Below are 25,361 nucleotides of genomic sequence, written 5' to 3' on the forward strand. Positions count from 1 at the left end.
GAACCTCTCGTACATCCCCCTTCGTTCACCGGCAAATAAGTGCCATCCCCCGGCGCGATGTCAGACCCACCGGCTACGTTGTGTCCCCAGAGCGTTACCTGTGGCGACGGCCTGGAGAAGCCTTGAACGATCCGTACGAGTACGAGAGCGACGGCCTCGACGAGCACGACGTGCTCGAAACCACCGAGGAGCACCTCGGGCAGCTCCTGGGCCGTGCGCTGAACTCCTTCGACCTGCCCGACGAGACGGTCGACCGCCTGCAGTCGGCGTTCGCGCACAGCTCCTCGCTGCGCTCCTCCCACCACAGCGCCGGCCTGCGCCGCTCCCTGTACCGGCATGCGTTCCTGCTCGCCGACGGGTCCTCCCTCACCCTGTGGGAGCTGGTGCACAACGCGGGCCGCGACCGGCACGTCGAGCACGAGCTGTACACCGACGTCACCGAGGCCAGGCTCGCCGCGAACCGGCTGGCGCCCCGGAGCGGCGCGCACCCGGACGAGGTGCCGATGTTCCCGGAGTGCACGGACGGACCGGACTGCCCGGACGCCCTCGTCGTCCCCGACAGCCTCGCGGTAGGGGCGGGGGACGACCTGGACGCCCTCCTCGCCGGTTCCCGCCGGCCGGCCCGGCGCTCCTTCGTGCCGGACGACTCCGCCGACCACGCGCGCCGGGTACTGCGCCGCGCGGAGAACGCGGACCGGCCGGGCGAGGAGACGGCCCGGCTGCTCAGGGACGCGCTGGCGCACGAGATCACCCAGGTCTTCGGACGGCAGTGCCGCAGCAGGGGGCGGGACGTGGGCTTCACGCTGTACGAGCACGCGTTCCTGCTGATGGACGGCAGCGAGCTCAGCCTCTGGGAGGTCGAGCACACGGCGACGCCGGACGGGCGGCACATGTGCGAGGTGTACGCGGACAAGCACACCGCCCGCGAAGCGATGGGGCTTCGCGGGCGGGTCCGGTGACCGGCCGGGCCTAGCCCGCCCTCCGCGCGGAGCGGGGGCGCGGGCCGGCCAGGTCAGGCGGCGACGGTCACCTGCTGCTCCGCGTCGCCCGCCCGCGGGCCGGGGGCGGACGCGGGCTTCCGCCGGATCCCCTTGAGGAGGACGACGAGTCCGGCGGTCACCACCACACCGGCGGCGACGGCCACCAGGTACAGCAGCGGGTTGCCGACCAGCGGGGCCACGAACACGCCGCCGTGCGGGGCGCGCAGGGTGTTCGCGAAGGCCATCGACAGGGCACCGGTGACGGCGCCGCCCGCCATGGAGGCGGGGATGACGCGCAGCGGGTCGGCGGCGGCGAACGGGATCGCGCCCTCGGTGATGAAGGACGCGCCGAGCACCCAGGCCGCCTTGCCGTTCTCGCGCTCGGTCCTGGTGAAGAGCCCGCCGCGCACGGTGGTGGCGAGCGCCATCGCCAGCGGCGGCACCATGCCCGCGGCCATCACGGCGGCCATGACCTTGAGATTGCCGTCGTTGGGGTTGTCGGCGATGCCGCCGATGGCGAAGGCGTACGCGACCTTGTTGAGCGGGCCGCCGAGGTCGAAGCACATCATCAGGCCCAGGACGACGCCCAGTACGACCGCATTGGTACCGGACATGCTGCCCAGCCAGTCGGTCAGTGCCGACTGCAGCTCGGCGATGGGTTCGCCGATCACCAGGAACATCAGGAAGCCGACGACGATCGAGGAGATCAGCGGGATCACCACGACCGGCATGATGCCGCGCAGGGCGGCCGGGACGCGCACCCGCTGGATCGCCAGGACGACCGCGCCCGCGAGCAGGCCGGCGATCAGGCCGCCGAGGAAACCGGCCTTGATGGTGACCGCGATGGAGCCGCCGACGAAACCGGGCACCAGGCCGGGGCGGTCGGCCATCCCGTACGCGATGTAGCCGGCCAGCACCGGGATCAGGAACGCGAAGGCCAGGCCGCCGATCTGGAACAGCAGTGCCGCCCAACTGGTGTGGTCGCCCCACGCGAAGTGCTCCAGCACGGAAGGCGCTTTGTCGATTCCGTAACCGCCGATGGCGAAGCCGAGTGCTATCAGCAGGCCGCCCGCCGCGACGAACGGGACCATGTAGCTGACGCCGCTCATCAGCCAGGTGCGGAGCTTCGCACCGTAACTCTCGTCGGCCTCGCCGGACTCCTCGACCGGCGTCCCCTTGCCGGGGGCCGCGGAAACGTCTCCTCGGGCGGCCTTGTCCCTGGCCTCGGCGATGAGTTCCAGGGGCCGGCTGATGCCCGCCTTGACGCCGACGTCGACGGTCGGCTTCCCGGCGAAGCGTTCGCGGTCCCGTACGGGAACGTCGTGGGCGAAGATCACCGCGTCCGCGGCGGCGATGACCGCCGGGTCGAGCCGGGTGAAGCCGGAGGAGCCCTGCGGCTCGACGGTGAGCTGCACACCGGCGCCGTCGCCCGCCTGTTCGAGGGCTTCGGCGGCCATGTAGGTGTGCGCGATGCCGGTGGGGCAGGAGGTGACGGCGACGATACGGAAGGGACGTCCGGCGTCGGGGACGGCAGCCGGTGCCGGCGCGGCCTCCGGTGCGGGTACGCGCGCGGCCACCGCAGCCGGTGCGGCCTCCGGTGCCTGGGCGGCCTCCGGTGCTGATGCGCGCGCGGCCGCCTCCCCTCCCGGAGCAGATGCCGGTGCGGGTGCCGGTGCCGGTGCCTCGTCCCCCCGGATCAGGGCCGCCGCCGACTCCGGGTCCCCCACCGCCCGCAGCGCGTCCGTGAACGCGGTGTTCATCAACTGCCGGGCCAGACCGGAGAGGATCGTCAGGTGGGCGTCGTCCGCGCCCGCCGGAGCGGCGATCAGGAAGATCAGGTCCGCCGGGCCGTCCGTCGCACCGAAGTCGACACCGGAGGCGCTGCGCCCGAAGGCGAGCGTCGGCTCGGTGACGTGCGCGCTGCGGCAGTGCGGGATGCCGATGCCGCCCTCCAGGCCGGTCGGCATCTGCGCCTCGCGTGCCGCGACGTCGGCGAGGAAACCGTCGAGGTCGGTGACCCTGCCGAGCCCCGCCATCCGGGTCGCCAGCGAACGGGTCGCCTCTTGCTTGGTGGGGGCGGCCAGGTCGAGGTCGACCAGGTCCGCGGTGATCATCTGGCTCATCGCGGGCTCCTTTGCACGGATGTCTGCACGGGATGCGGGAAGGGGGCGGCAGGCCGCGGGACGTTCGGGATGGTCATGGCGTGGGCTCCGTCAGTACGCGGTCCAGCGGGACGTCCGCCGTCACCGTCACCGCCGCCGGGTCCAGGTCGGACGGCGTCGGCATCACGCTGCCCGGCAGCCGTACCGCCGCCGCACCGTGCGCGACCGCCGCCGCGAGGGCCTCGGGCCCTTCGCCCCCGGCCGCCAGGAAACCGGCCAGCGAGGCATCACCGGCGCCGACGTTGCTCCGTACGGCATCGGCCTCCGCCGAGCCGAACCACACTCCGGAACCGGTGACCAGGAGCTGCCCGTCGGCGCCCAGGCTGGCCAGTACCGTCCGGGCGCCCAGGGCGCGCAGGTCCCCGGCCGCGGCGACGGCGTCACCGATCGTCCTGAGCGGGCGCCCGACCGCCGCGGCCAGCTCCTCCGCGTTCGGCTTCACCACGTCGGGCCGCTCGCGCAGCGCGGCGAGCAGCGGGGGCCCCGAGGTGTCGAGCGCGATCCGCGCCCCCGCCTCGTGCGCGCGGGCCACCAGGGCGGCATACCACCGGGGAGCGAGACCGCGCGGGAGGCTGCCGCAGCAGGCGATCCAGTCGGCGTCGGCGGAGTGCGCGCGCACGGCGTCGAGCAGTGCCTCGGACTCGGCGGCGGTGAGCTCGGGCCCGGTCGCGTTGATCTTGGTGAGGGCGCCGTCGGGTTCGGCGACGGAGATGTTGGACCGGGTCTGCCCCGCCACCGGCACCGCGGCGACCGCGATGCCCTCGGCGCGCAGGAGTTCGGCGACGAGGGCGCCGGGGGCGCCGCCCAGGGGGAGGACGGCGAGGGTGTCGCGGCCGGCGGCGGCGACCGCGCGCGAGACGTTGACGCCCTTGCCGCCGGGGTCCATCCGGTCGGAGGTGGCCCGCAGCACTTCGCCCCGCATCAGGGTGGGGACCTCGTAGGTGCGGTCGAGGCTGGGGTTGGGGGTGACGGTCAGGATCATCGGGTCACACTCGCTGTACTTCGGTTCCGGCCGCCTCGATGGCGGCGGCGTCCTCGGGGCCGAGCCCGGAGTCGGTGATGAGCAGGTCCACGTCCGCGAGGCCGCCGAAGCGAGCGAAGTGCTCCTGCCCGTGCTTGGCGGAGTCGGCGAGCAGCACGACCCGGCGGGCCGAGGCGATCACCGCCCGTTTCACGGCCGCTTCGGCGAGGTCGGGGGTGGTCAGGCCGTGGCGTACGGAGAATCCGTTGGCGCCGAGGAGGACGACGTCGGCGCGGATCTCGCCGTACGCGCGCAGGGCCCAGGCGTCCACGGCGGCGCGGGTGCGGTGGCGCACCCGGCCGCCGACCAGGTGGAGGTCGATGCCCGGGTGGTCGGCGAGGCGGGCGGCGACCGGCAGGGAGTGCGTGACGACGGTCAGGCCGCACTCCAGCGGGAGGAGGGCCGCGAGGCGGGCCGTGGTCGTGCCGGCGTCGAGGACGACGCTGCCCTCGGTGGGCAGTTCGGCGGTGGCGGCCCGCGCGATGCGGTCCTTCTCGTCGGCCGCCGCGGCCTCGCGCTCGGCGAGGTCGGGTTCGAAGTCGAGCCGCCCGGCCGGGATGGCGCCGCCGTGCACCCGGCGCAGGAGGCCGGCCCGGTCGAGGGCCTTGAGGTCGCGGCGGACGGTTTCGGCGGTGACCTGGAAGGTGTGGGCGAGGGACAGCACGTCGACGCGTCCGTCCTCACGGGCGAGACGGAGGATTTCCTGCTGGCGCTCGGGTGCGTACATGAGGGGTTACGTCCGTTTCAATGCCCGAACCTGTGGTTTTACCGGCAGGGTACGCCCCTCCACCCGACTGAGTAAACACATACGGGCCACGATCGGGCACGAACGGGCTTCTGGTCTGGTCGGAAGTGAGTCATGCGGGCCTCGGGTCCGGGCCGGAGGGTCCCTGGCGGTGCCGCGCGGGTTCCCCGCGCCCGATCGGGACGCTTGCCCTGCGGAGCCGTACGACGGCCACAGGCCCGCGCGGTCCGGGGACCGGGCGGGCCTGTGGCCGCAAGAGCGCCGAGCGGTGTCAGACGGTCAGGGCGGGCTCCTTGCGGACCTCGTCCTCGAACGGGGCGGCGGCGTCCGGCGCCTGGTGGCCCGCCGTCTTCCTCGGCAGCGCGAACATCAGCAGGAAGATCACCAGCAGGACGCCGACGACCCAGCCCAGCGCGCTCTGGAACGCGTCCACGTACGCCGGCCCGATCGCGCTCCGCGCGCCCTTCGCCAGCTCCACCTTGTCGTCGATGACCCCGAAGAAGACCACCGACACCAGGCCGATGCCGAAGGCGTTGCCGGTCTGCCCGGTCGTGTTGATCAGCCCGGACGCCGAGCCCGAGTGCTCCTTGGGCACCTCGGAGAGCACCGCGTCGGTGAGCGGCGCGACGATCAGGCCCATGCCGAGACCCATCACGGTCAGCGGCAGCGCCATCTGCCAGGGGGAGATGGCCGCGCCGAAGTGGTGCGCCTCCCAGATGTAGAGCAGCAGCCCGGCGGCCATGGTGAGCGCGCCCGCCTGGAGCACCTTGCGCCCGAAGCGCGGCACCAGCTTCTGCACCGAGATGCCCGCCGCCACCGAGACCGCGACGGAGAAGGGGATGCCGGTGACGCCCGCGCGCAGCGCGCTCCAGCCGAGCCCGATCTGCATGTAGAGCGTCCACACCATGAAGAAGATGCCGCTGAAGACACCGAAGGTGAGCTGCACCGCGATGCCCGCCGCGAAGCTCTTGACCCGGAACAGCGACAGCTCCACCAGCGGCGATCCGTCGCGCCGCGTCTTCCACTTCTCGTACGCCACGAAGGCGGCCAGGATCAGCAGGCTGCCCGCCATCGACAGGTGGCCCCACAGCGGCCAGTCCAGCTCGCGGCCCCGGGTCAGCGGGTAGATCAGCGCCAGCAGGCCCAGCACCACCAGGGCGACGCCCGGCAGGTCCAGCTTCAGCGCGCGCGGCGCCTTGGACTCGGTGATGAACTTGGCGCCCAGGACCAGCCCGGCGATGCCGACGGGCAGGTTGATCAGGAAGATCGGGCGCCATTCCAGGCCGAAGAGGTTCCACTCGGTGAGCAGCGCGCCCAGCAGCGGCCCGGTGACCGCGCCGAGGCCGACGATCGCACCGAACAGGCCGAAGACCTTGCCGCGCTCGTGCGCCGGGAAGGTGGCGTGCACGATGGAGAGCACCTGCGGGACCATCAGCGCCGCCGTCGCGCCCTGCAGGACGCGGGAGGCGACCAGCACGTCCGGGTTGGCGGCGAAGCCGCAGAGCGCCGAGGCGGCGGTGAAGCCGCCGATGCCGATGAGGAACAGCCGCTTGCGGCCGTAGATGTCGCCGAGCCTGCCGCCCGTGATGAGCCCCGCGGCGAACGCCAGGGCGTAACCGGCGGTGATCCACTGGATGGCGCTGAAGCTCGCGCCCAGGCTGCCCTGGATGCTCGGGATGGCGATGTTGACGATCGTGACGTCGACCAGGTCCATGAAGGCGGCGGTCATCACGATGGCGAGCGCGAACCAGCGACGGCGGTCGCCCGGCTGCTCGGCCCGGGGTGCTGCGGCGGATATCGGAGACGCCTCGGAAGTCCCCGACGGGGGTGCTGAAGTCATGGTCGAGACGGTAGTCCCCATGTAGGACACACCGTGTCCCACATCCGGCGCATGCTTGGTGCCATGACGGACACACCGGCACGGCTGCTGCAACTGCTCTCGCTGCTCCAGACGCCCCGCGAATGGCCGGGCAGCGAGCTGGCGACCCGCCTCGACGTCTCGCGCCGGACGGTGCGCAGGGACATCGACCGGCTCCGCGACCTGGGTTATCCGGTGCAGGCGACGATGGGGGCGGAGGGCGGGTACCGCCTGGTCGCGGGCAAGGCGATGCCCCCGCTGGTGCTCGACGACGAGGAGGCGGTGGCGATCGCGGTGGGCCTGCGGGCCGGCGCCGGGCACGCCGTGGAGGGCATCGAGGAGGCGTCGGTGCGGGCGCTGGCCAAGCTGGAGCAGGTGCTGCCGTCGCGGCTGCGCCGCCAGGTCTCGGCGCTCCAGGCCGCGACGGTTCCGCTGACCAGCGGCGACGGGGCGAGCATCGATCCGCAGACGCTGACCGTGATGGCGGGCGCGGCGACCGGGCAGGAGCGGCTGCGGTTCGCCTACCGCTCCGGCGACGGCACGGCGACCAAGCGCCTGGTCGAACCGCACCGGCTGGTCAGCACGGGGCGTCGCTGGTACCTGGTGGCGTACGACATCGACCGCGAGGACTGGCGGACGTTCCGGGTGGACCGGGTGAGCGAGCCGTTCGCGACGGGGGCACGGTTCGTGCCGCGCGGGCTGCCGACGGGGAACGCGGCGGACTTCCTGCGCCAGTCCATGCAGGCCCTGGGCGGGATCGGACGGAACGAGCCGTTCCGGCTGGTGGCGACGTTCGAGGCGCCCGCCGCCTTCGTCGCGGCGCGGCTGCCGCGCTCACTGGGGACGCCGGTGGCCACGGGCGAGCACACCTGTCGGCTGGAGGCGGAGCTGGGCGACTCGCCGGAGTGGGTGGGGCTGCGGCTGGCGCTGGTGGACTGCGAGTTCACGGTGCGGGAGCCGCCGGTGCTGGTGGAGTACCTGGCCTCGCTCGGCGCGCGCATCGGGCGCGCGGTCGGCCCGGCGGCGTGACGCCGCCGGGTGGGGAGCCCCGGCGCTCGGGGGGACGCGCCGGGGCTTCGTCCCGGGAAGGACCCGGCGGCCCGGGGTGGGTGGTGGCCGCCGCGTCGTGGTCGGTGCCGTACGGCTTCGACGCCGTACGGGGGTTTCTGGGTCCTGCGCAACGGCGGAGCCGTGCCGGGGAGCGGGTACGGAGGGGACCCGGCCGTGCGAGGACGGCGCGGCCCGGCCGCGGCTGCCGCCGGCGCCGTACGCCGTACCCGCCTCACGCCGCCGCGTCGAAGCCCGTGTCGTGCGCCATCTTCTTCAGCTCCAGCAGCGCGTGCTTCTCGATCTGGCGGATGCGCTCACGGGTGAGGCCGTGCTCCTTGCCGACCTCGGTGAGCGTGCGCTCCCGGCCGTCCTCGATGCCGTACCGCATGCGGATGATCGAGGCCGTGCGCTGGTCGAGCTTGCCTATCAGGTCCTCCAGCTCCTCGCTGCGCAGCATGGAGAGCACCGACTGCTCGGGCGAGACCGCGGAGGTGTCCTCCAGGAGGTCGCCGAACTGGGTCTCGCCGCCGTCGTCGACCGGCATGTTCAGCGAGACCGGGTCACGGGCCCAGTCGAGCACGTCGCTGATGCGCTGCGGCTTGGCATCGAGCTCCTTGGCGATCTCCTCGTGCTCGGGATCGCGGCCGTTCTCGCGGTTGAACTCGCGCTGGACGCGGCGGATGCGGCCCAGCTCCTCCACCAGGTGGACGGGCAGGCGGATGGTGCGGGACTGGTCGGCGATGGAGCGGGTGATGGCCTGACGGATCCACCAGGTCGCGTACGTGGAGAACTTGAAGCCCTTGGCGTAGTCGAACTTCTCGACGGCGCGCACCAGGCCGGCGTTGCCCTCCTGGATCAGGTCGAGCAGGGGCAGGCCGCTGCGCGGGTAGCGGCGGGCGACGGCCACGACCAGACGCAGGTTGGACCGGATGAACAGGTCCTTGGCCCGCTCCCCCGCCTCGTAGAGCGCTTCCAGCTCCTCGCGGGAAGCGACACCCGCCTCCTTGGAGTCCGCCACCTCGCCGTCGAGTATCTGGCGTGCGTACACACCGGCTTCGATGGTCTGGGACAGCTCGACCTCCTTGGCGGCGTCGAGCAGGGGCGTCCGTGCTATCTCGTCGAGGTACATGCCGACCAGGTCGCGGTCGGCGATCTCCCCGCCTACGGCGCGAACGCTGCTGGCCCTGGTCGATCCGGTCGAGGACCGACGGGCGACGGCACGGGTTGCCATGCGGGTGCTCCCTTGCGTGTGTAGGTCGCTGGTGTGGCTGTGGCTGCCGGGACTCCTTTCGGGTTCCCAGCTTCCAAAAGAACCAACGGCCGGAATCCGGACAGAATTCCCCTCACCGGCACTCAATTTCGTGATCTTGCAGTACCCTGTCGCCCCGTTCGAGGGTGATGTCGGCCCAAATCACCACAGAGGTGCAGGTCAGAGCGGGTGCGGAGGCCGACCCGAGGAACCTCGCCGATCTTTACGGCCACTTCACCGGTGAGACGTCGATCACCCCGACGCGACTCCTTTTCCACCCGGGGAGCGCCGCCCGTGGCCGCCCTCCCGCCCTTGGAGACGGCCCCTGCCGCCGCATGGTTGCTCGCGATGTCCGAAGTGCCCGAATTCCGGGTCCGGCGGGCGCGGGCGCGCCGAACGCGCCGGCCGACCGGGCCCGGCGGCGGACGCGCTCGGTCCCGGGGCCTAGGTCCCGCGCCCGTTCCGTACGGCGGTACGGGCCCCTACTGTCCGGCCCATGGACACCACGGGGATCTACGACGAGGCCCTGCAGCGGCTGCACGGCTACGGGCCCGAGCGGCTGGGGCGGCTCACCAATCACGCGCCGATGGCCGTCGAGGCGCTGGCCGCCCGCGGACGCGCCGCGGCCGTGCACCGGTGGCTCGACGTCTACGCGGCCAAGCTGGAGGAGTTTCCCGGCGCGCACGCGCGGGTGACCGACGAGAACTGGGCCGGGGCCCTGGGCGATCCGCGCCGGGCCGCCGACTGGATCGCGTTCTTCGAGCGCCTGCTCGCCGAGCACCCGTGGCGCGACGTGCTCGCCCGGTGGTGGCCGCGGCTGCTGCCGGGGATGTACGGCGGCTCCACACATCCGGTGATCCGGGTCGGGCACGCGGTGCGCGGGCTGCTGTCGCAGGAGTCCGCGCCCCGGCTGGCGGAGCTGGCGCACGGGCTCGGCTACTGGGCCGCCCGGCACCACGCCGCCCCCGACGCGGCACCGGTGCCGGGTGCGGCGAGCGCCGCCGGGGCGCTGGACGCCGTACCGGCCGTCGCGGTACGGGAGGGGGGCTTCCCGCAGCGACTGGCGCGGGTGTCGCGGCTGCCGGTGTGGGCGCCCGCGCCGGCGACCCCGCAGGAGGCGCGCGCGAGACTTCAGGAGCTGGTGCGCGCGGCCGTGCACCGCTATGCCACGCACGGGCACGGCGAGGAGACCATGCTGGTGCACGCCTCGACCGCCCCGAACGCCGTGCTGCGGGTGCTGCCCGCGCTGCCGTCGGCGCTGTGGACGCCGAGCCTGCGCGCGGCCTGGACGGCGTCGGCGGCGGTGACGGCGATGTACGCGCCCGACGAGGCGGTCTCCTACCGGGACCGGGCGCGGGGGCTGGCACCGGAGGAGGTGTTCGAGCGGGCGGCCGCCCACGGCGACGAGCACGTGGTGAAGTTCGCCGACACCGCTCTGGACGTCGGCGACGGGCACGCCCTGTCGGCCACGCTGTACGCGGTGGAGATCAGCACGCCGCTCAGCCGGACCTGAGAAGCAGCGCCCGAACCCGGGCACGAGGGCGCCGCTCGCCCGAGCCCGGGAGAGACCGTGCCGCTCGTCCGCACCCGGGAGACGGCCCGCCCGTCAGCCGAACTGGAGCGAGCGCTTCGCCAGACCCATCCAGAAGCCGTCGATGACGCTGCGCCCGCCGCCCAGCTCCCCCTCGGCGGCGCCCAGCGTCACGAACAGGGGGGCGAAGTGCTCGGTGCGGGGATGCGCGAGGCGGCCGGCGGGGGCCTTGTGCTCGAAGTCCAGCAGGGCGTCCACGTCGCCGGCGGCCAGCGCCCGCTGCCCCCAGTCGTCGAACTCCGCCGACCATCCGGGCACACCGGGGCCGGTGTGCCGCAGGGCGGCCAGGTTGTGGGTGAAGAAGCCGCTGCCGACGATCAGGACGCCCTCGTCGCGCAGGGGCGCCAGCCTGCGGCCGAGGTCCATCAGCCGCTGCGGGTCCAGCGTCGGCATCGACACCTGGAGCACGGGGACGTCCGCGCCGGGAAACATCTCCACGAGGGGGACGTACGCACCGTGGTCCAGCCCCCGATCGGGTACGTCCTGCACCGGCGTCCCCGGGCCGCCCAGCAGCCCCCGCACGGCCCGCGCCAGCGCCGGTGCGCCCGGGGCCGGGTACCTGACCGCGTAATAGTGCTCGGGGAAGCCCCAGAAGTCGTACACGAGCGGCACGGTCCCGGTGGACCCCAGCGCCAGCGGCGCCTCCTCCCAGTGGGCGGAGACCACCAGAATGGCGGTGGGCCGGGGCAGGCCGGCGGACCAGGCGGCGAGCTCGCCCGGCCAGACCGGATCGTCCGCCAGCGGAGGTGCGCCATGGCTGAGGTAGAGGGCGGGCATGCGCCGCGCTGCGGTCACCATGGCGGTCTCCTGCTCTGTCGGACCCATCTCCGTCACTCCCCACTCCATCACGCTTGAACTTTCAAGCGTCACCGCAAGAGCCTAGCGCGAGCTAGTTTAAGTTTCAATGAGAGGCCGTACAGTGGAGCGCATGAGCACGAAGAAGAACGCGGCCCGCACCGAGGCGCCCTCCGCCGAGCCGCGCTGGCTCACCGACGAGGAGCAGCGCGTCTGGCGTGCGTACATCCACGCCACCACGCTCCTGGACGACACGCTCGACCGCCAGCTCCAGCGCGACGCGGGCATGCCGCACATGTACTACGGGCTGCTGGTGCAGCTCGCGCAGGCGCCCGGCCGCAAGCTGCGGATGACGGAGCTCGCGAGGAGCGCGAAGATCACCCGCTCCCGGCTCTCGCACGCGGTCGCCCGGCTGGAGAAGAACGGCTGGGTGCGCCGCCAGGACTGCCCCTCCGACAAGCGCGGCCAGAACGCCTTCCTCACGGACGAGGGATTCGCGGTCCTTCAGGAGGCGGCGCCGGGACACGTGTCACTCGTACGAAAAGCCATGTTCGACCGGCTCAGCGAGGAGCAGGTGCGCCGGCTGGGCGAGATCATGTGCGTCATCGCCGACGGGCTGGAGCCGACGGGCACGGGCGCGGACCTGCCCTGGCTCCGCTGACCGTCACGGCGGCGGAACCAGGGCGGGGCGCGCAGGGGCCGTCCCACGTCCCGAGGAACTCGGGGCGGGACGGCCCCCGGGTCAGTGCGCGACCACGGGAACGCGCACCTCGTCCGGTGCGTCCTGGCTGTCGCCGGAGGACGCTGTGGCGGTGCCCGGGCGGCCGGTGGTGATCAGGGCGAAGGCGATGCCGGCGGAGACGACAAGGATGCCGACCGCCCACCAGATGGCGTTGGCGTAGCCGTGCACCATGGCCTGGGCCTGGAGCAGCCGCTCGTCGGTGGCGCCGGCGGCGTGGGCCGCGACGTACGCCGTGGTGGCGCTCGCCGCGATGGTGTTCAGCAGCGCGGTGCCGATCGCGCCGCCGACCTGCTGCGAGGTGTTCACCATGGCGGAGGCGACCCCCGCGTCGCGGGCCTCGACGCCGTGCGTGGCGAGCGACATGGCCGGCATGAACGCCGTGCCCATGCCGAGGCCGAGCAGGAGCTGCGCGGGCAGGATCAGGCCGGCGTACGAGGAACCGATCTCCAACTGGGTGAGCAGCAGCATGCCGAGCGCGGCGAGCAGGAAGCCGGGGCCCATCAGCAGCCGCGGCGGCACCCGGGTCATCAGGCGGGCGCCGATCTGGGTGGAGCCGGTGATCATGCCCGCGATCATCGGCAGGAAGGCGAAGCCGGTCATGACCGGCGAGTAGCCCTTGACGATCTGCAGGTAGTACGTGAGGAAGAGGAACAGGCCGAACATCGAGATGACGGCGAGCCCCAGCGAGGCGTAGACGCCGCCGCGGTTGCGCTCCAGCAGGACGCGCAGCGGCAGCAGCGGGTGCTTCACCCGTGCCTCGACGGCCACGAAGGCGGCCAGCAGGACGATCGCGGCGGCGAACAGGCCCAGGGTGGAGCCGGCGAGCCAGCCGTCGCCCTCGGCGCGCGTGAAGGCGTACACGAGGGCCACCAGGCCGAGGGTGGAGAGCACCACGCCCGGGATGTCGAGCGGGGCGCGGTTGCGGCCGCCGGCGGGCTCCCGGATGAAGAAGTACGCGCCCAGGGCGGCGACCACCGCGAAGGGGATGTTGACGAAGAAGGTCCAGCGCCAGTTCAGGTACTCGGTGAGGAAGCCGCCCAGGATCAGGCCGACCGCACCGCCGCCGCCGGCGATGGCGCCGAAGATGCCGAACGCCTTGGCGCGCTCCTTCATGTCGGTGAACGTCACCGCCAGCAGGGAGAGCGCGGCGGGGGCCAGGAGGGCCCCGAAGACGCCCTGGAGGGCGCGCGAGCCGAGCATCATGGCCTCGCCGGTCGCCGCGCCGCCGAGGGCGGAGGCGGCCGCGAAGCCGATCAGGCCGACGAGGAAGGTGCGCTTGCGGCCCCACAGGTCGGCGAGGCGTCCGCCGAAGAGCAGCAGGCCGCCGAAGGCGAGCGCGTAGGCGGTGATGACCCACTGCCGGTTGGCGTCGGAGATGCCGAGGTCCTGCTGGGCGGACGGCAGCGCGATGTTCACGATCGTCGCGTCCAGGACCACCATCAGCTGGGCCAGGGCGATGAAGACGAGCGCCTTCCAGCGGTTGGGATCGGGTATGGAATCGGCCTTCGAAGGCGGATTGAGGTCTGTTCTGGGCATGGGAGGAGCCACCTAGGGTGCGAAAGGCCAAGGAAAAGCAGGAGAAGTCAGGGAAAGGAACGTGAGCCGGGCCGGCGGCTGAGCCGGCTGCCGGAAGTCATCGGGGACGGCGCAGGTCGTCCAGGGTCGCCGCGGCGCCGGGGAGTTCGGAGCGTGCGGGCGCTTCGAGCCCGTCGAGGAAGAGCTGCAGGTGGCGGTGGACGAACTGGTCGAAGTTCACGCAGCCGCCGCTGCCGGGCAGCGGGCGGGTGAGCTGGGACAGCGCCACCATGAGGTCGCCGACGGCGACGTCGGCGCGGAGCCGGCCGGCCTTCCTGGCCCGGCCCATCAGGTCCTCGACCGCCGCTTCGAGGCGCTCGCGTCCGGCGAGCAGGTCGGCGTGGTTCTGGTCGAAGCCCTCGGACAGCATGGGGCACAGCGCCCCGATCCGTTCGTCGGCGGCGTCGTGCACGAAGCGCCGCAGGGCCCCGAAGGGGTCGCCGCGCTCCTCGGCGATGTCGAGCACGGCCGCTTCGGCGCGCTCGGCCGTCCGGGAGAGCACCGACAGCACGACCTCGTGGATCAGGCCCGCCCGGTCGGGGAAGTGCCGGTAGAGCGTGGCGTTGCCGACCACGGCGCGGCGGGCGATCTCGTCGAGCGGGACCTCCGGCCCCTGCTCGACGAACATCTCGCGGGCCGCGGCGACGATCCGCTCCCGGTTGCGCAGGGCGTCCGCGCGCGGACGCGGGGCGCTGCGCGCGACGGGCGCTCGGGTTCCACTCGGCACTGCGGCTCTCCTCACTGCTTCCGAAACGGGGATCGGTTCCCCGCTTCCTGCGGACACAGTTCCAAACGGGGAATCACCCCCCGGTTATTTCCCCGTCGCCCTGTGACCTGAGTCACAAGCATCCCCACCTTCGGCTCACCCGACGAGCGCCTCCGCGACACCCGCCAGAGGGTGGGACAACAGGAGCAGTCAGGACTGTCCGGGACGGAACGGACAGGGCTGCATGGAGCGGAAGGCGATTCCCATGCAGCAGCCGCGCCCCCGCCCCGGCATATCCGGCGACCCCCGCCCCACCCGGGACGACCGCCCGCCGGGCCGCCGCAGACCCTCGCGCCGGGCGCTGACCCTCACCGCCGCCGCGGCCCTCGGCATCGCCGTCGTGACCTCGGCGGGCACCCCGCTCGGCGACTCCGGCCGGGCCTCGGCGGGACCGGCCGGAACGCACCGCGCGAGCGGGATGACGAACGTGCGCACGCATCCGCAGGCGCGGCCCGAGGGCCCGCCGGGCTCCCCCGAGGCCGCCGAGGCGGCCGCGCAGCCGTGCCGGATATCCGGCGCCCAGGGCGTGCAGATGTCCGAGGGCATCCCCACCCCGTCCGGGTACACGCGCTCCACCGGCGAGGTCCGCGCCCTCAACCTGATGATCGACTTCCCGGACGCGCCCGGCGAGGGCCGCGCCCTGGACCGCTTCCAGGAGTTCGCCCCGCAGACCGCCGCCTGGTTCGAGACCAGCAGCTACGGGCGGCTGCGGTACACCCCGGAGGCGCCCGTCGCCGACTGGCTGCGGATGCCGCTGCGGTTCGCCGAGTACGGGATAGAGCGCGGCGCCCCCTTCGAGCCCGGCTACCAGCAGCTCGTGCGGGACATCGTGGCCGTGGCGGACCCCCGGGTGGACTTCTCGGCCTACGACCTGGTGAACGTCCTGGTCACCCCGAACGCGGGCCCTTCGGCCCTGGAGACCGTCCTGTCGGTGACCTTCTCCGGCAACCACGAGGCGCCCGTCGCCGACGGCGTGCCGCTGGCCAACACCTCGTTCGTCTACAGCCGGCAGGACGACGGCTCCGGTTCGTACGCGGAGACCGGCTTCCGGGTGCTCCCGCACGAGAACGGCCACGTCTTCGGGCTGCCGGACCTCTACACCGCCGACGGCGGCGCGTCCGTGGGGCACTGGGACATCATGTCCGAGGACTGGGGGGCCAACAACGACTTCCTGGGCTGGCACAAGTGGAAGCTGGGCTGGCTGGACGCCGGGCAGATCGGCTGCGCCGCCCGCCCCGGCCGGACCGAGCTGACGCTGGCCCCGCTGGCCGCCCCCACGTCCGGCCGCAAGCTGGCGTTCGTCCCCCTCGACGGCTCGTCCGGGTACGCCGTCGAGGTGCGCACCCCGGCCGGGAACGACGAGGCGGTCTGCAAGCCCGGTGTGCTGATCTACCGGGTGGACGCCGACGTGGACACCGGCAACGGGCCCGTCTCGGTGGCCGACAGCGAGCGCGCCAGCGGCGGCTGCACCCGGCGTCCCAACGTCCACCTGGAACTGTCGGACGCGCCCTACGAGCCCGGCACGTCCTTCACCGACCCGGAACGCCGGGTACGCGTCGACGTCCTGGGCGCGGACGGGTCGGGCAACCACCGGGTGCGGATCACGCGGAAGTGACCCCCGGCACCGGCACCGTCTGCAAGGAGGCGTCCGGTGCCAGACGGGCGAGCAGCGTGCCGCCGGTGGGGCCCGTCCCCAGGGCGGCGGCCCCCACCACCGTGCCGGTGACCGTGGTCCACCGCGGGGCTTCGGCGGTGCCCAGGGTGGCCAGGCTGGTGCCGCCGTCGTTGTTGCGGGAGGCGAGCAGGACGCTGCCGTCCCGCTCGGCGTGCAGGGCGAGCACGCCGTAACCGCGGGCCACCAGTCCCGTGCGCAGCGGGCTCCACGTCCTGCCGTCGGCGGACAGCCGGTGCGCCAGCGGCTCGCCCGAGCCGCCCGCGCGGTACGCCAGCAGCAGTGTGCCGTCGCCCTGCGCCAGGACGGCGGGCGGGTCGGCGGGCGCCGGGAGCCCGGTCGCGGCGAAGGTGACGGGTCCCTCGGCGCGCTTCTGCCGCCAGTGGTGCACCGTGCCCCGCGCGCTGGCGAAGACGTGCACGCGTCCCGCCGTGTCGGTGACGGCGCACAGCCCCTCCTGCACCTCCGCGCCGCCCAGGTCCTGCCAGGGGCTCCAGCGGCCGTCGGCGCCCTGCCGTCGGCAGGAGACGCCCTTGGCCCAGTTCCGTACGAACAGCCAGACGGTGCCGTCGCCCGCGGTCGCCACCACCGGGGTGCCGACCCGGCGGCCGCGCGCGGGGTCGCTCTCGGGGTTGCCGAGCGACGACCAGGCGCCGAACGGGCCGCCCCTGCGCTGCTGCGCGGCGGTGACGACCTCCCGGCGGTTGTCCCTGGCCTTCGGCCCCAGCTCGGTGTTCCGCGTCGCGAACAGCCGCCGGCGGCCGTCCTTGTCCTGGGAGACCGTCAGCCCCGGCTGCAGTCCGTCGCCGCCGAGCAGGCGCGGCTTCGACCAGGTGCCGTCGGCGGGGTCCTCCTGCCGCCACATGGCCGCCTGCCCGGACAGCACCGCGAACGCGTACAGCGTGCCGTCGGCGTCCTGGAGCAGCCGGGGGGCGGCGGTGGGGTGCCGGTGGGAGGTGCGCTGCGCCCAGCCGGTTTTCCGGGAGCGGTTGCGGCCGACGTCGTAGTCGCCGCACCCGGCGACGAAGTCGCAGCCCTCGGGGGTGCCGCCGTAGGCGTTCAGGGCGCTCACCTTGGCGGCGAGCAGGTGCCGGGGCAGGTTGTCGGGCCAGCGCTCGTTGAAGTAGCCGCGGTAGGAGACGACCGCGCAGGCGTCCGTCCCGCGGCGCTTCTTGAGGTGCTGGGCCAGGGCGGCCTGGGTGAACAGGGCGGCGACGGTGTGGTCGGGGTGGTCGGAGTAGCCGGGCTGGTCGTGGTGGACGCGGTGCAGGGCGTCGTGGACCTGCCGGTCCGGGTCGGCGTCCAGCATCCGTACCAGCGTGGGCCGGTGGCGGTCCATCAGGTGGGCCAGCGCGTCGATCAGCGAGCGGCGGGTGACCGGGGACGGGTCGGTGACCGGGGAGCCGGTGCTCACCAGGGTGCTGGTGACCATGTCCGGGTCCAGCCACAGCTTCGGCAGGGTCTGGTTGCCGGCGCGCGGGCCGCCCGGGCCGTGCTGGCGCACGCCCAGGAAGACCAGTTGGACGCCCTCGTGGTCGTCGAGGGTGTTGGTCTCCACGCGCAGGCCGCCGGGCAGTTCCTCGGCCCGGGCGGTCCAGGGGGACTTCGGGTCGCCGGTCGCCATGAACGCGTACGCCTGACGCAGTCCCTGCCGGCGGGAGCCGGCGTAGCCGGGGACGTCGGACTTGGGCTTGGGGCCGCCGGGGACCTTGTTGCGGCCGTTGCTCTCGCCGCAGTTGACGTAGACGCTGACGACGGTGTCGTTGGCGTCCAGGGACTGCTGGGTCTCCGGGTTCATGAAGTACAGGTCGTCGTCCGGGTGGGCGAGCACCTGGAGCACCCGGGTGCCGCTCTGGCCGTCCTCGGCGGGCTGCACCGCCGCGCGCGGGGAGCCCTGCACGTCGGCGAGGCGGTTGCCGGGCACGGCGGCCGGCGGTCCCACGGACGTACGGGAGGTGCAGCCGACGGCGGCGGCCGCGACGGCGAGACCGGCCACGACGGCACGGCGGGAGGGCAGGGGGCGCACGGCGACTCTCTTGCGGACGGGCCGGTACGGACGGGCCGGTACGGCGGCGGGTGGCACGGGACGGGCGGACGGAGCCGGTCCCGAACGGGCCGGACACGGCGGGCGGAGCGGTTCAGTCCGACGGCAGCTCGTAGCGGCCGGGGACCGGGAAGTACGTCTCCAGGAAGGGGCGGAGCAACGCCGTGCTGCGGGCGATGTCCGCCTCCGTGGAGAGGGTGTCGTTGAGGCAGAACGCGGCCTTGTCGCGGTCGAGGAGCAGCCGGTCGAGACGGTTGGCCGCGTTCGGCTTGGAGACGTCGATGTAGGAGTACTCGATGTCGCTGGGCAGCGCCCGGCGGGTGTGGAAGGCGTAGTAGTGGTACAGCGACGACGGGATGGCGATGTCGCTGCTGCTGCGGAAGCGCTGGGCGGCGGTCTGCCGGTGCTGGGCGGCGAACTCCTCCTCGATCTCCGCGAGCACGGTGCGCGACAGCGCGTGCGGGACGTGCCGCATCTTGCCGACGGGGGTGGTGCCGAAGCGCTCCTCGATGAGGGCGCGGTTGTTCTTCCCGGCGATGGAGACGGGGACGTCGTCCGCGCTGGGCGGGCCGAGGGGCACCAGGGCCGGCGACGGGAAGAACTTGGTGAGCCCGTTGGAGAGGAAGAAGTCGGTGGGGGACGCCTCCGCGCCGAGGAAGACGTCGTCGTTGAAGTAGAGGAAGTGCTCCGCGAGGCCGTCGATGTGGTGCAACTGGCTCTCTATGGCGTGCGAGTTGAACGTCGGCAGCACGGAGGGGTCGCTGAAGATCTCCCGGTGGCTGATCACCTTGAGGCCCGGCTGCGAGGTGTCCAGCCAGGCCGGGACCTGGTCGTCGGTGACCAGGTGGATGGTGCGCACCCAGGGGGCGTACATCTCCAGGGAACGCAGGGAGTAGCGCAGTTCCTCGTGGTCGGCGTACCGGGCGGCGTTGGCGGCCTCCTCGTGGTACGAGCTGCCGGACACGGAGGCGCGGCGCTCCAGCCAGGCCGGGTCGGAGCCGTCCACCCAGGTGTAGACGACGTCGACCGGGAAGGGGATGTCGTCGGGCAGGACGGTGACGAACTCCTCGCGGGTGCGCACCGTCAGGGGCGAGACGTCGCGCGTGCCGTGCGGCGCGGTGAAGGTCGCGACGGGCACCTCGACCGGCTCGGCCACCACGGGCACCGACTCGGTGACGGCGTTGCGGCGCAGCGCGGGGGCGGTCAGCCGGTCGTCCGTCTCGCGCGTCCAGAACTCGACCTCGCAGCCGTTCTCCGGGCCCAGGACGAGGCGGCGGGTGGCGTCGGTGCGGTACCAGAAGAGATGCACCGACGACGCCTGCTCGTAGCGGCGCCAGCCGGCGCCCCGGTAGGCGGGGGCGACGCGCGGCTTGTCGTCGCCGTGGGCGCCGAAGTAGCCGGGGAAGGTGCGGCACAGCTCCTGGAGGGTCTCCAGGGTGCGGCCCCGGTCCACCGCGGAGACGGCGACGGTGGTGGTGCTGGTGCTGGTGCCCCGTACGCAGAAGTAGTCGATGCCGGCGGCCTCCAGGGCCGCCGTGACGGCCGTGAGGTTGGCCCTGCGGGCCGTCTGCGGGGAGAGCCGCTGCTCGGTGAAGGCGATGCGCGGGCGGCCCTCCACGGCGACGACGGAGCCGCCGGAGGACGCGATCAGCGGGCGGTGCTGGGCGCTGAGCCGGGCGTTGCGGGCCTGGCGGACGCCCTGCACGACGGTGGCCGCGCTGACGGCCTTCTTGATGCCGCGGCGCATCTCGGGCGAGTACCGTCCGGCTATCGCGCGCCGCAGCCGCATCGGGGCGACCTTGCGGTACGCCGTGACCAGCGGGGACGCCTCGGTGTTCACGGCGCCGGCGGAACGCACCACGCGGCTGTTGGCGGCGGGGGCGCCGGAAGCGCCGGCGGCAGCAGCACCGTCACCGGCCGCCGCGGGGGGGCCGGTGGATATCTCCGGGCCCGGTGCGGCCGAGGCTGCGTCGTCGGTCGCGGCCGTCGGCACGGCCCGGCCCGCGGCCTGCCGTACGGTCGCCTTCGCGTCCTCGATCTGCTTCATTACCCCTCGCCCGCCCTCGATGATCGGGACCGGTACCGGACCCCTTCACCTAAACTTTACAAACGGACCAGTCAAGCCGTGCCCGCCGCACTCCTCTCACCCTTGAGGACAGAGGGAATTTGGCGGGAGTTCGCTCCCCGGCCACGAGGTGACGTTGATCACACGCCCTGGTACGGGAGTTGAGCCGCTCCCGGGAATTTGCCGCAGCGCGCGCGGCCTTGGCAGGATGCCGGGACCCCGGGCCGCCCAGCGGCCGAACAGAGAGATGGACATCACCATGAGTGACGAATCCGTGAGCGCGGCACGTGCCCGTGCCGCCCGCCCGAGCGGCTCATGAACGACGCCCTGATCGCCCAGGCCGTCAAGGCGGTCCACCGCGCCCGGCGCACCGCGGGCCGGGTGCGCCGCCGGGTGGAGCGCATCAACACGGTTCCGGCGCTGGGCGCACGGGTCGGCCCGCGGCCGACGCTGCCGCCCGTGCACCTCTCCCTGATCTCCGGCCGCACCCTGAACCTGGCCGTCCGCTGCCCCTTCCCGGGCACCCCGCCGGAGCAGGCCCGGCTCGTCTTCGAGCACCGGGGACGGCGACAGAGCGTGACGCTCGCTCAGGAAACGCACCCCGAGGGGCTGCTCCTGACCACCACGGCGTCCCTGCGGCACGACGTGCACGACGCCCCGGACGCGCCCGGTCCGCGGCTGTCCGACGGTGTGTGGAGGCTCACGGTCGTCACCACCGACCGCGCGGGCAACGAGAGCCGCTTCGGGATATCCGACGTCACCGCCACGGCTCCCGAGGGACCCACCCTCCCGCACTCCCCCAGCAGCACGAGCGGGGCCGTGTTCCGCCCGGTGCGCTCGGTCGACGGACACACCATGATCAAGGTGTCCGGCCCCCGTGAGCAGGCCGAACTGCTCGGCTTCGACCTGTACTGGGACCGCGTCACGGTGCAGGGCCGGCTGCTGACCGCCGCCACCCCGTACGCCGCCTGGACCGTCGAGGCGGTGCGCCGCGGGAGCTCGTCGGCGACGGTGCGCGTGACGCCCGCCTGGGACGGCGACCGCTTCACCTTCGACGTGCCGCTGGACGCCATGGCCGGCGGCGCCAGGACGGCCCGGATGTGGGACTTCCAGCTCCACCGCGGCCGCAGCAAGGCCAGGATCGGCCGCAGGCTCACCGACGTGCGCCACCCCAAGAAGGTGCTCCGTACGCCCTTCAGGACCATCGCCACCCCGGCCGGCGCCCTGCTGCGCGTCCACGCGCACCTCTCCCCGGCGGGCACCTTCGCGGTGAACCTGGCCCCGCTGCCGAACCCGGCCGCCGCCCGCACCGCCGCGGCCCCGCCGCCGGACCCGGCCGCCCGGACCACCGCGGCCCCGCCGCCCGTCAGCCCCACCGCCCAGAGCGCCGCAGCTCCCGCCCCCACGCCCGAGGACTCCGCCCGATGAAGATCACGTTCCTGCTCACCTGGGGCGACGAGATGGGCGGCACCGAGCTGGCCGTCTACACCCAGGCCGCCCACCTCGCCCCGCACCACGAGGTCGAGGTGCTCAGCGTCGTGAAGACCCGGGAGGAGCCGTTCTTCCCGGCCGGGCGCGAGATACCGCGCCGTTACCTGGTCGACCGCACGGGCCCGTACGCACAGCCCGTGCGCGAGCACGGCCTGGACCCGAAGACCTGCCGCACCCTGGCCGCGCTGCCCAGCGAGATCATCAAGCCCGAGTGGGAGCCGACCTTCGACCGGCTCACCGACATCGAGATGACCCGGGCGCTCAGCTCGCTCGACAGCGACGTCGTGGTGAGCACCTCCCCCGCGCTGATGGCCGCCGTCGCCGACCTGGTGCCGTCCCGCGTGATCACCGTCAACCAGGAGCACCGCGCCTCCCAGCAGCGCGGCGCCGACGTCGAACCGCTGCTCGCGCAGGCCTGCCGGATCGACGCCCTGGTCGCGCTCACCGACCGCACCAAGGACTGGTTCGCCGACTCCCTCGGCCGCTCCGCCCCCGAACTGCACGCCATCCCCAACGCCGTCCCGGACGGCTTCCGCCCGCGCTCCGACCTCGGCAACAAGACCATCGTCATGGCGGCCCGCCTGATGGCCGGCAAGCAGGTCGACCACGCCATCGAGGCGTTCGCGCAGATCGCCGGCGAGCACCCCGAGTGGCGGCTGCGCATCCTGGGCGACGGCCCGCACGAGGTGCGGCTGCGCCGCCTGATCGAGGGCCTCGCCCTGCACGACCGGGTCGAGCTCCTGGGCCGCAGCGCCAACATGGAGCAGGAGTGGGCGGCGGCCGGGCTCTCCGTCCAGTCCTCCCGCAGCGAGGCGTTCCCGCTCGTCCTGCTGGAGACGTTCGCCGCGGGCGTGCCCGTCGTCTCGTACGACGTGGTGACCGGCCCCGCCGAGATCATCCGCCACGGCGTGGACGGCCTGCTCGTCCCGGCGGGCGACAAGGACGCCCTCGCCGTCGCGATGTCGAAGCTGATGGCGGACGACGAGATGCGCCGCGCGTACGGCCGGGCGGCCCGCGAGGGCGTCTACGAGCGCTTCGGTTCGCACCGGATCACCGCGCTCTGGGAGGACCTCTTCCAGCGCCTCGTGGCGCGCCGCGACGACCCCCGCCGCCTCGCCGAGCGGGCCGACCGCACCGCGCACCGCATCGCCGCCGGCGGCAGCCGCAGCTTCACGCCGGCCGCGCCGGTCTCGCTGCTCGCGGGCTCCTCCGACGAGCAGAAGGCCCGCGAGGTGCTGCTCCAGGCGCAGGACCGCACCGGCACGCTGGTCCGCTCGGCAGGCCGGCTCGCCGAGGTCCGCGACGACATCCTCGCCCAGCGCATGGCCGACTGGAACCTGGAGCTGGCCACCGACGCCCTCACCGCCCACGGCGTCCCGTACGTCGTGCTGCGCGACGACGCCTCCTCGCACCGCGTCGCCGTCGAGGCGGAGCGCCGCGAGGCGGCCCTGGCCGCGCTGGCCACCGCCCTGCACGGCAAGCCGGTGTACGCCGAGCTCGTCGGCCCCGACGGCCCGGCCCCCGGCGCCGTGCTCGCGGAGCGCCTGCGCGACGTGGGCGGGGTGGCGGGCGTCCGCGTGTTCAAGCCGGTCGCCACCGAGAGCCGTTCGCTGCGGTACGGTCCGGCCTTCGGCTGCACCGTGGAGTTCTGGACGCTGACCGACGAGGACGACGAACTGCCCGGCTGGCGCGCGGCCCCCCGGGGCACCACCCTGCTCGGTCCCCGCCTGCCGCACCTGGACGCCGACGCCACCCTGCGCGTGGGCGAGCGCGACCACCCCACCATCGCGGCCTTCACCGAGAAGCTGATGTGGGAGGTCGACTTCCCCATCGACGTGGTCTACACGTGGGTGGACGACTCCGACCCGAAGTGGCGCGAGCGCCGCGACACGGCCAAGCGCGCGGCGGGCCTGCTCCCGGCGGGCGTCGACGCCGACGCCGGTGACGTCCGCTTCCGCAACCGCGACGAACTGCGCTACTCCCTGCGCTCGCTCGCCATGTACGCCCCGTGGGTGCGCACGATCTACCTGGTCACCGACGACCAGACCCCCGAGTGGCTGAACACCGAGCACCCGGGCGTCAAGGTGGTCGGCCACCGGGAGATCTTCAGCGACCCCTCCGTGCTGCCGACGTTCAACTCGCACGCCATCGAGAGCCAGTTGCACCGCATCGAGGGCCTCTCGGAGCACTTCCTCTACTTCAACGACGACGTCTTCCTGGGCCGTCCGGTCAGCCCGCGCGACTTCTTCTCCAGCAACGGCCAGGCACTCTTCTTCCGCTCCCCCACGGCCATCCCGCCGACGCCCTTCGCCGCCACCGACGAGGGCTACTTCGGAGCGGCCAAGAACAACCGCGAGCTCCTCAAGGAAGCCTTCGGCCGCACCGCCACCCACGGCTTCCTGCACACCCCGCACCCGCTGCGCCGCAGCGTCCTGGCGGAACTCACCGAGCGCTTCCCCGCCGAGGTCACCGCCACCGCCCGGAGCCGTTTCCGCGCCCCCACGGACCTCTCGATGGCGGCCTCCCTGCACCACCACTACGGCTACCTCACCGGCACCTCGGCCCCCGCCGGCATCTCCTGCACCATCGTCAACGCGGGCTCCTACGCCCACCACACCCGTCTCAGCCGCCTGCTGTCCGCCCGCAGCCACACCATCTTCTGCATCGGCGAGTCCCCGTCGGCCGAGGTCCCGCCGGACGAACAGGACCGCGTGGTCCGCGCCTTCCTCGGCGCCTACTTCCCCGTCCCCTCCCCCTTCGAGCGCCCCGCCCCCTCCATCCGCTAACCTGTCCAGAGCCGCCCTCCGGGGCGGTGTCGCCTCCGTAGCTCAGGGGATAGAGCACAGCTCTCCTAAAGCTGGTGTCGCAGGTTCGAATCCTGCCGGGGGCACTGACCGGCTAGCTGGTCAGAGCCTTGAGAACCCTCCCGTTCGTTCGATCGAACGGGAGGGTTCTTCGGTGAACCGCCCCACGACGGTTCCGGCGCGGGGTTGGACGCTTTGACCGAGTCCTGGCGTCCGACGGCGCGAGCACCCGCCCCGGTTCCCTGCTTCTCAGCGCGGACGCGACCGGTGTCCCGCTCACCGACCTCGTCCGGTGGGCCGACGCCCCACCCCTCCTCGAATGGCAGGCCGCCGCCGCACCTCTTCTACTCGCTGCCGCCACCGCCGCAGCAGACACACGGCACTGTCACCGGCCCCGTCGCGGCCGCCATGACGACGAACCCGCGCCCGGGACATCCCGGCCTGTGCTTCGGCTTCGTCCGCCCGCTTGCGGCACGCTGCTTGATGGACTTGAACTGGGCGATCGCGGCCCGTTGTTGCTCGGTCATGCCAGCAGCGTAGGGGGCGGTTCGGTCAGTTCTGGGTGCTTTCGCACGAGACCTCCGAGCAGTTGCAGTCCGTGCAGTTGGTCTCGGAGTGCTGGCAATCGACGGCTACGGCGAAGGTGCGGTCCTCCACCGGCATCCAGAGGTCGAGGTCGACCGCGAACCCGGCGGCCTCGATTGCGGTGGCCGTCCAGCTCAGGGTGCCCGGGGTCCTGTTCGGGTCCGGG

18 protein-coding genes and 1 tRNA gene are annotated in these 25,361 nt (G+C 73.3%); 8 read left to right on the forward strand and 11 right to left on the reverse strand.

Annotated features, from left to right (window positions below; translation table 11 throughout):
- The first annotated feature begins 122 nt into the window (after nt 1–122).
- The gene (locus ACIP93_RS00925; RefSeq protein WP_401754245.1) at nt 123–959 is read left to right on the forward strand and encodes a DUF6227 family protein; all 837 of its coding nucleotides are present in this window, start codon (nt 123–125) and stop codon (nt 957–959) included.
- 53 nt (nt 960–1,012) lie between these two features.
- Here the strand turns inward: ACIP93_RS00925 and ACIP93_RS00930 are convergent, their stop codons facing one another.
- The 4 genes from ACIP93_RS00930 to ACIP93_RS00945 form a co-directional block, all read right to left on the reverse strand.
- Entirely contained in the window at nt 1,013–3,103 is a 2,091-nt protein-coding gene (locus tag ACIP93_RS00930) for a fructose-specific PTS transporter subunit EIIC (RefSeq protein WP_401754248.1), read from the reverse strand.
- A 73-nt stretch (nt 3,104–3,176) separates the two neighbouring features.
- Nucleotides 3,177–4,124: a 1-phosphofructokinase gene (pfkB, locus tag ACIP93_RS00935; protein ID WP_401754251.1), complete on the reverse strand. Its 948-nt coding sequence runs from the start codon at nt 4,122–4,124 to the stop codon at nt 3,177–3,179.
- A 4-nt stretch (nt 4,125–4,128) separates the two neighbouring features.
- Entirely contained in the window at nt 4,129–4,890 is a 762-nt protein-coding gene (locus ACIP93_RS00940; RefSeq protein WP_401754254.1) for a DeoR/GlpR family DNA-binding transcription regulator, read from the reverse strand.
- Nucleotides 4,891–5,179: 289 nt separating this feature from the next.
- On the reverse strand, nt 5,180–6,748 hold the full coding sequence (locus ACIP93_RS00945; protein WP_380836780.1) for an MFS transporter: 1,569 nt from the start codon (nt 6,746–6,748) through the stop codon (nt 5,180–5,182).
- A 63-nt stretch (nt 6,749–6,811) separates the two neighbouring features.
- On the opposite strand from ACIP93_RS00945, the gene ACIP93_RS00950 reads away from it, so the two are divergent.
- Complete coding sequence (locus tag ACIP93_RS00950) at nt 6,812–7,795, forward strand: helix-turn-helix transcriptional regulator (RefSeq protein WP_401754257.1); 984 nt, start codon at nt 6,812–6,814, stop codon at nt 7,793–7,795.
- 253 nt (nt 7,796–8,048) lie between these two features.
- Here ACIP93_RS00950 and ACIP93_RS00955 read toward each other — a convergent pair whose 3' ends face one another.
- Entirely contained in the window at nt 8,049–9,047 is a 999-nt protein-coding gene (locus ACIP93_RS00955) for a sigma-70 family RNA polymerase sigma factor (protein WP_345221986.1), read from the reverse strand.
- Nucleotides 9,048–9,561: 514 nt separating this feature from the next.
- Between ACIP93_RS00955 and ACIP93_RS00960 the strand changes: the two genes are divergently transcribed.
- Nucleotides 9,562–10,578 carry a questin oxidase family protein gene (locus ACIP93_RS00960; RefSeq protein WP_401754260.1) on the forward strand — a complete coding sequence of 339 codons (1,017 nt, stop codon included), beginning with the start codon at nt 9,562–9,564 and terminating at the stop codon, nt 10,576–10,578.
- 93 nt (nt 10,579–10,671) lie between these two features.
- On the opposite strand, the gene ACIP93_RS00965 is transcribed toward ACIP93_RS00960, so the two are convergent.
- Nucleotides 10,672–11,454: a dioxygenase gene (locus ACIP93_RS00965; protein ID WP_401754263.1), complete on the reverse strand. Its 783-nt coding sequence runs from the start codon at nt 11,452–11,454 to the stop codon at nt 10,672–10,674.
- 130 nt (nt 11,455–11,584) lie between these two features.
- Between ACIP93_RS00965 and ACIP93_RS00970 the strand changes: the two genes are divergently transcribed.
- Nucleotides 11,585–12,112, forward strand: coding sequence for a MarR family transcriptional regulator (locus ACIP93_RS00970; RefSeq protein ID WP_345221978.1), 528 nt, complete (start codon nt 11,585–11,587; stop codon nt 12,110–12,112).
- Nucleotides 12,113–12,193: 81 nt separating this feature from the next.
- Here ACIP93_RS00970 and ACIP93_RS00975 read toward each other — a convergent pair whose 3' ends face one another.
- Both ACIP93_RS00975 and ACIP93_RS00980 read right to left on the reverse strand, forming a co-directional pair.
- Nucleotides 12,194–13,729 (reverse strand): MFS transporter, encoded by a 1,536-nt coding sequence (locus tag ACIP93_RS00975; RefSeq protein WP_401754266.1) that lies wholly within the window; start codon nt 13,727–13,729, stop codon nt 12,194–12,196.
- A 97-nt stretch (nt 13,730–13,826) separates the two neighbouring features.
- Nucleotides 13,827–14,495: a TetR/AcrR family transcriptional regulator gene (locus ACIP93_RS00980; RefSeq protein WP_401754269.1), complete on the reverse strand. Its 669-nt coding sequence runs from the start codon at nt 14,493–14,495 to the stop codon at nt 13,827–13,829.
- Nucleotides 14,496–14,739: 244 nt separating this feature from the next.
- On the opposite strand from ACIP93_RS00980, the gene ACIP93_RS00985 reads away from it, so the two are divergent.
- Nucleotides 14,740–16,149 carry a M6 family metalloprotease domain-containing protein gene (locus ACIP93_RS00985; RefSeq protein ID WP_380836777.1) on the forward strand — a complete coding sequence of 470 codons (1,410 nt, stop codon included), beginning with the start codon at nt 14,740–14,742 and terminating at the stop codon, nt 16,147–16,149.
- Here ACIP93_RS00985 and ACIP93_RS00990 read toward each other — a convergent pair.
- Together ACIP93_RS00990 and ACIP93_RS00995 are read right to left on the reverse strand one after the other, a co-directional pair.
- Nucleotides 16,136–18,232 carry a PIG-L family deacetylase gene (locus tag ACIP93_RS00990; protein WP_401754273.1) on the reverse strand — a complete coding sequence of 699 codons (2,097 nt, stop codon included), beginning with the start codon at nt 18,230–18,232 and terminating at the stop codon, nt 16,136–16,138. The two genes, ACIP93_RS00985 and ACIP93_RS00990, sit on opposite strands and share 14 nt — an antisense overlap.
- A 112-nt stretch (nt 18,233–18,344) precedes the next feature.
- The gene (locus ACIP93_RS00995) at nt 18,345–20,039 is read right to left on the reverse strand and encodes a stealth family protein (protein WP_345226387.1); all 1,695 of its coding nucleotides are present in this window, start codon (nt 20,037–20,039) and stop codon (nt 18,345–18,347) included.
- Between the two features lie 591 nt (nt 20,040–20,630).
- Here ACIP93_RS00995 and ACIP93_RS01000 point away from each other — a divergent pair.
- From ACIP93_RS01000 to ACIP93_RS01010, 3 genes are all read left to right on the forward strand, one after another.
- The gene (locus tag ACIP93_RS01000; RefSeq protein ID WP_401754276.1) at nt 20,631–21,743 is read left to right on the forward strand and encodes a hypothetical protein; all 1,113 of its coding nucleotides are present in this window, start codon (nt 20,631–20,633) and stop codon (nt 21,741–21,743) included.
- Nucleotides 21,740–24,592, forward strand: a complete 2,853-nt coding sequence (locus ACIP93_RS01005; protein ID WP_345221967.1) for a stealth conserved region 3 domain-containing protein — start codon at nt 21,740–21,742, stop codon at nt 24,590–24,592. The genes ACIP93_RS01000 and ACIP93_RS01005 overlap by 4 nt, the downstream gene beginning before the upstream one ends.
- 31 nt (nt 24,593–24,623) lie before the next feature.
- Nucleotides 24,624–24,696: transfer RNA gene (locus tag ACIP93_RS01010), tRNA-Arg, on the forward strand.
- A gap of 258 nt (nt 24,697–24,954) precedes the next feature.
- On the opposite strand, the gene ACIP93_RS01015 is transcribed toward ACIP93_RS01010, so the two are convergent.
- Nucleotides 24,955–25,137, reverse strand: coding sequence for a hypothetical protein (locus ACIP93_RS01015; RefSeq protein WP_401754279.1), 183 nt, complete (start codon nt 25,135–25,137; stop codon nt 24,955–24,957).
- Nucleotides 25,138–25,361 lie beyond the last annotated feature (224 nt).

The sequence above is a fragment of the Streptomyces sp. NPDC088745 genome (assembly GCF_044751045.1).
In the GTDB taxonomy this organism is placed as follows: Bacteria; Actinomycetota; Actinomycetes; order Streptomycetales; family Streptomycetaceae; genus Streptomyces; species Streptomyces cremeus.

What these genes read in the sequence shown, in the direction of transcription:
- ACIP93_RS00945 (WP_380836780.1), bottom strand. Translation starts at nt 6,748, where the DNA reads ATGACTTCAGCACCCCCGTCGGGGACTTCCGAGGCGTCTCCGATATCC.
- ACIP93_RS00940 (WP_401754254.1), bottom strand. Translation starts at nt 4,890, where the DNA reads ATGTACGCACCCGAGCGCCAGCAGGAAATCCTCCGTCTCGCCCGTGAG.
- pfkB (WP_401754251.1), bottom strand. Translation starts at nt 4,124, where the DNA reads ATGATCCTGACCGTCACCCCCAACCCCAGCCTCGACCGCACCTACGAG.
- ACIP93_RS00965 (WP_401754263.1), bottom strand. Translation starts at nt 11,454, where the DNA reads ATGGTGACCGCAGCGCGGCGCATGCCCGCCCTCTACCTCAGCCATGGC.
- ACIP93_RS00985 (WP_380836777.1), top strand. Translation starts at nt 14,740, where the DNA reads ATGCAGCAGCCGCGCCCCCGCCCCGGCATATCCGGCGACCCCCGCCCC.
- ACIP93_RS00970 (WP_345221978.1), top strand. Translation starts at nt 11,585, where the DNA reads ATGAGCACGAAGAAGAACGCGGCCCGCACCGAGGCGCCCTCCGCCGAG.
- ACIP93_RS00950 (WP_401754257.1), top strand. Translation starts at nt 6,812, where the DNA reads ATGACGGACACACCGGCACGGCTGCTGCAACTGCTCTCGCTGCTCCAG.
- ACIP93_RS01015 (WP_401754279.1), bottom strand. Translation starts at nt 25,137, where the DNA reads ATGACCGAGCAACAACGGGCCGCGATCGCCCAGTTCAAGTCCATCAAG.
- ACIP93_RS00930 (WP_401754248.1), bottom strand. Translation starts at nt 3,103, where the DNA reads ATGAGCCAGATGATCACCGCGGACCTGGTCGACCTCGACCTGGCCGCC.
- ACIP93_RS00960 (WP_401754260.1), top strand. Translation starts at nt 9,562, where the DNA reads ATGGACACCACGGGGATCTACGACGAGGCCCTGCAGCGGCTGCACGGC.
- ACIP93_RS00975 (WP_401754266.1), bottom strand. Translation starts at nt 13,729, where the DNA reads ATGCCCAGAACAGACCTCAATCCGCCTTCGAAGGCCGATTCCATACCC.
- ACIP93_RS00995 (WP_345226387.1), bottom strand. Translation starts at nt 20,039, where the DNA reads ATGCGGCTGCGGCGCGCGATAGCCGGACGGTACTCGCCCGAGATGCGC.
- ACIP93_RS01005 (WP_345221967.1), top strand. Translation starts at nt 21,740, where the DNA reads ATGAAGATCACGTTCCTGCTCACCTGGGGCGACGAGATGGGCGGCACC.
- ACIP93_RS01000 (WP_401754276.1), top strand. Translation starts at nt 20,631, where the DNA reads ATGAACGACGCCCTGATCGCCCAGGCCGTCAAGGCGGTCCACCGCGCC.
- ACIP93_RS00955 (WP_345221986.1), bottom strand. Translation starts at nt 9,047, where the DNA reads ATGGCAACCCGTGCCGTCGCCCGTCGGTCCTCGACCGGATCGACCAGG.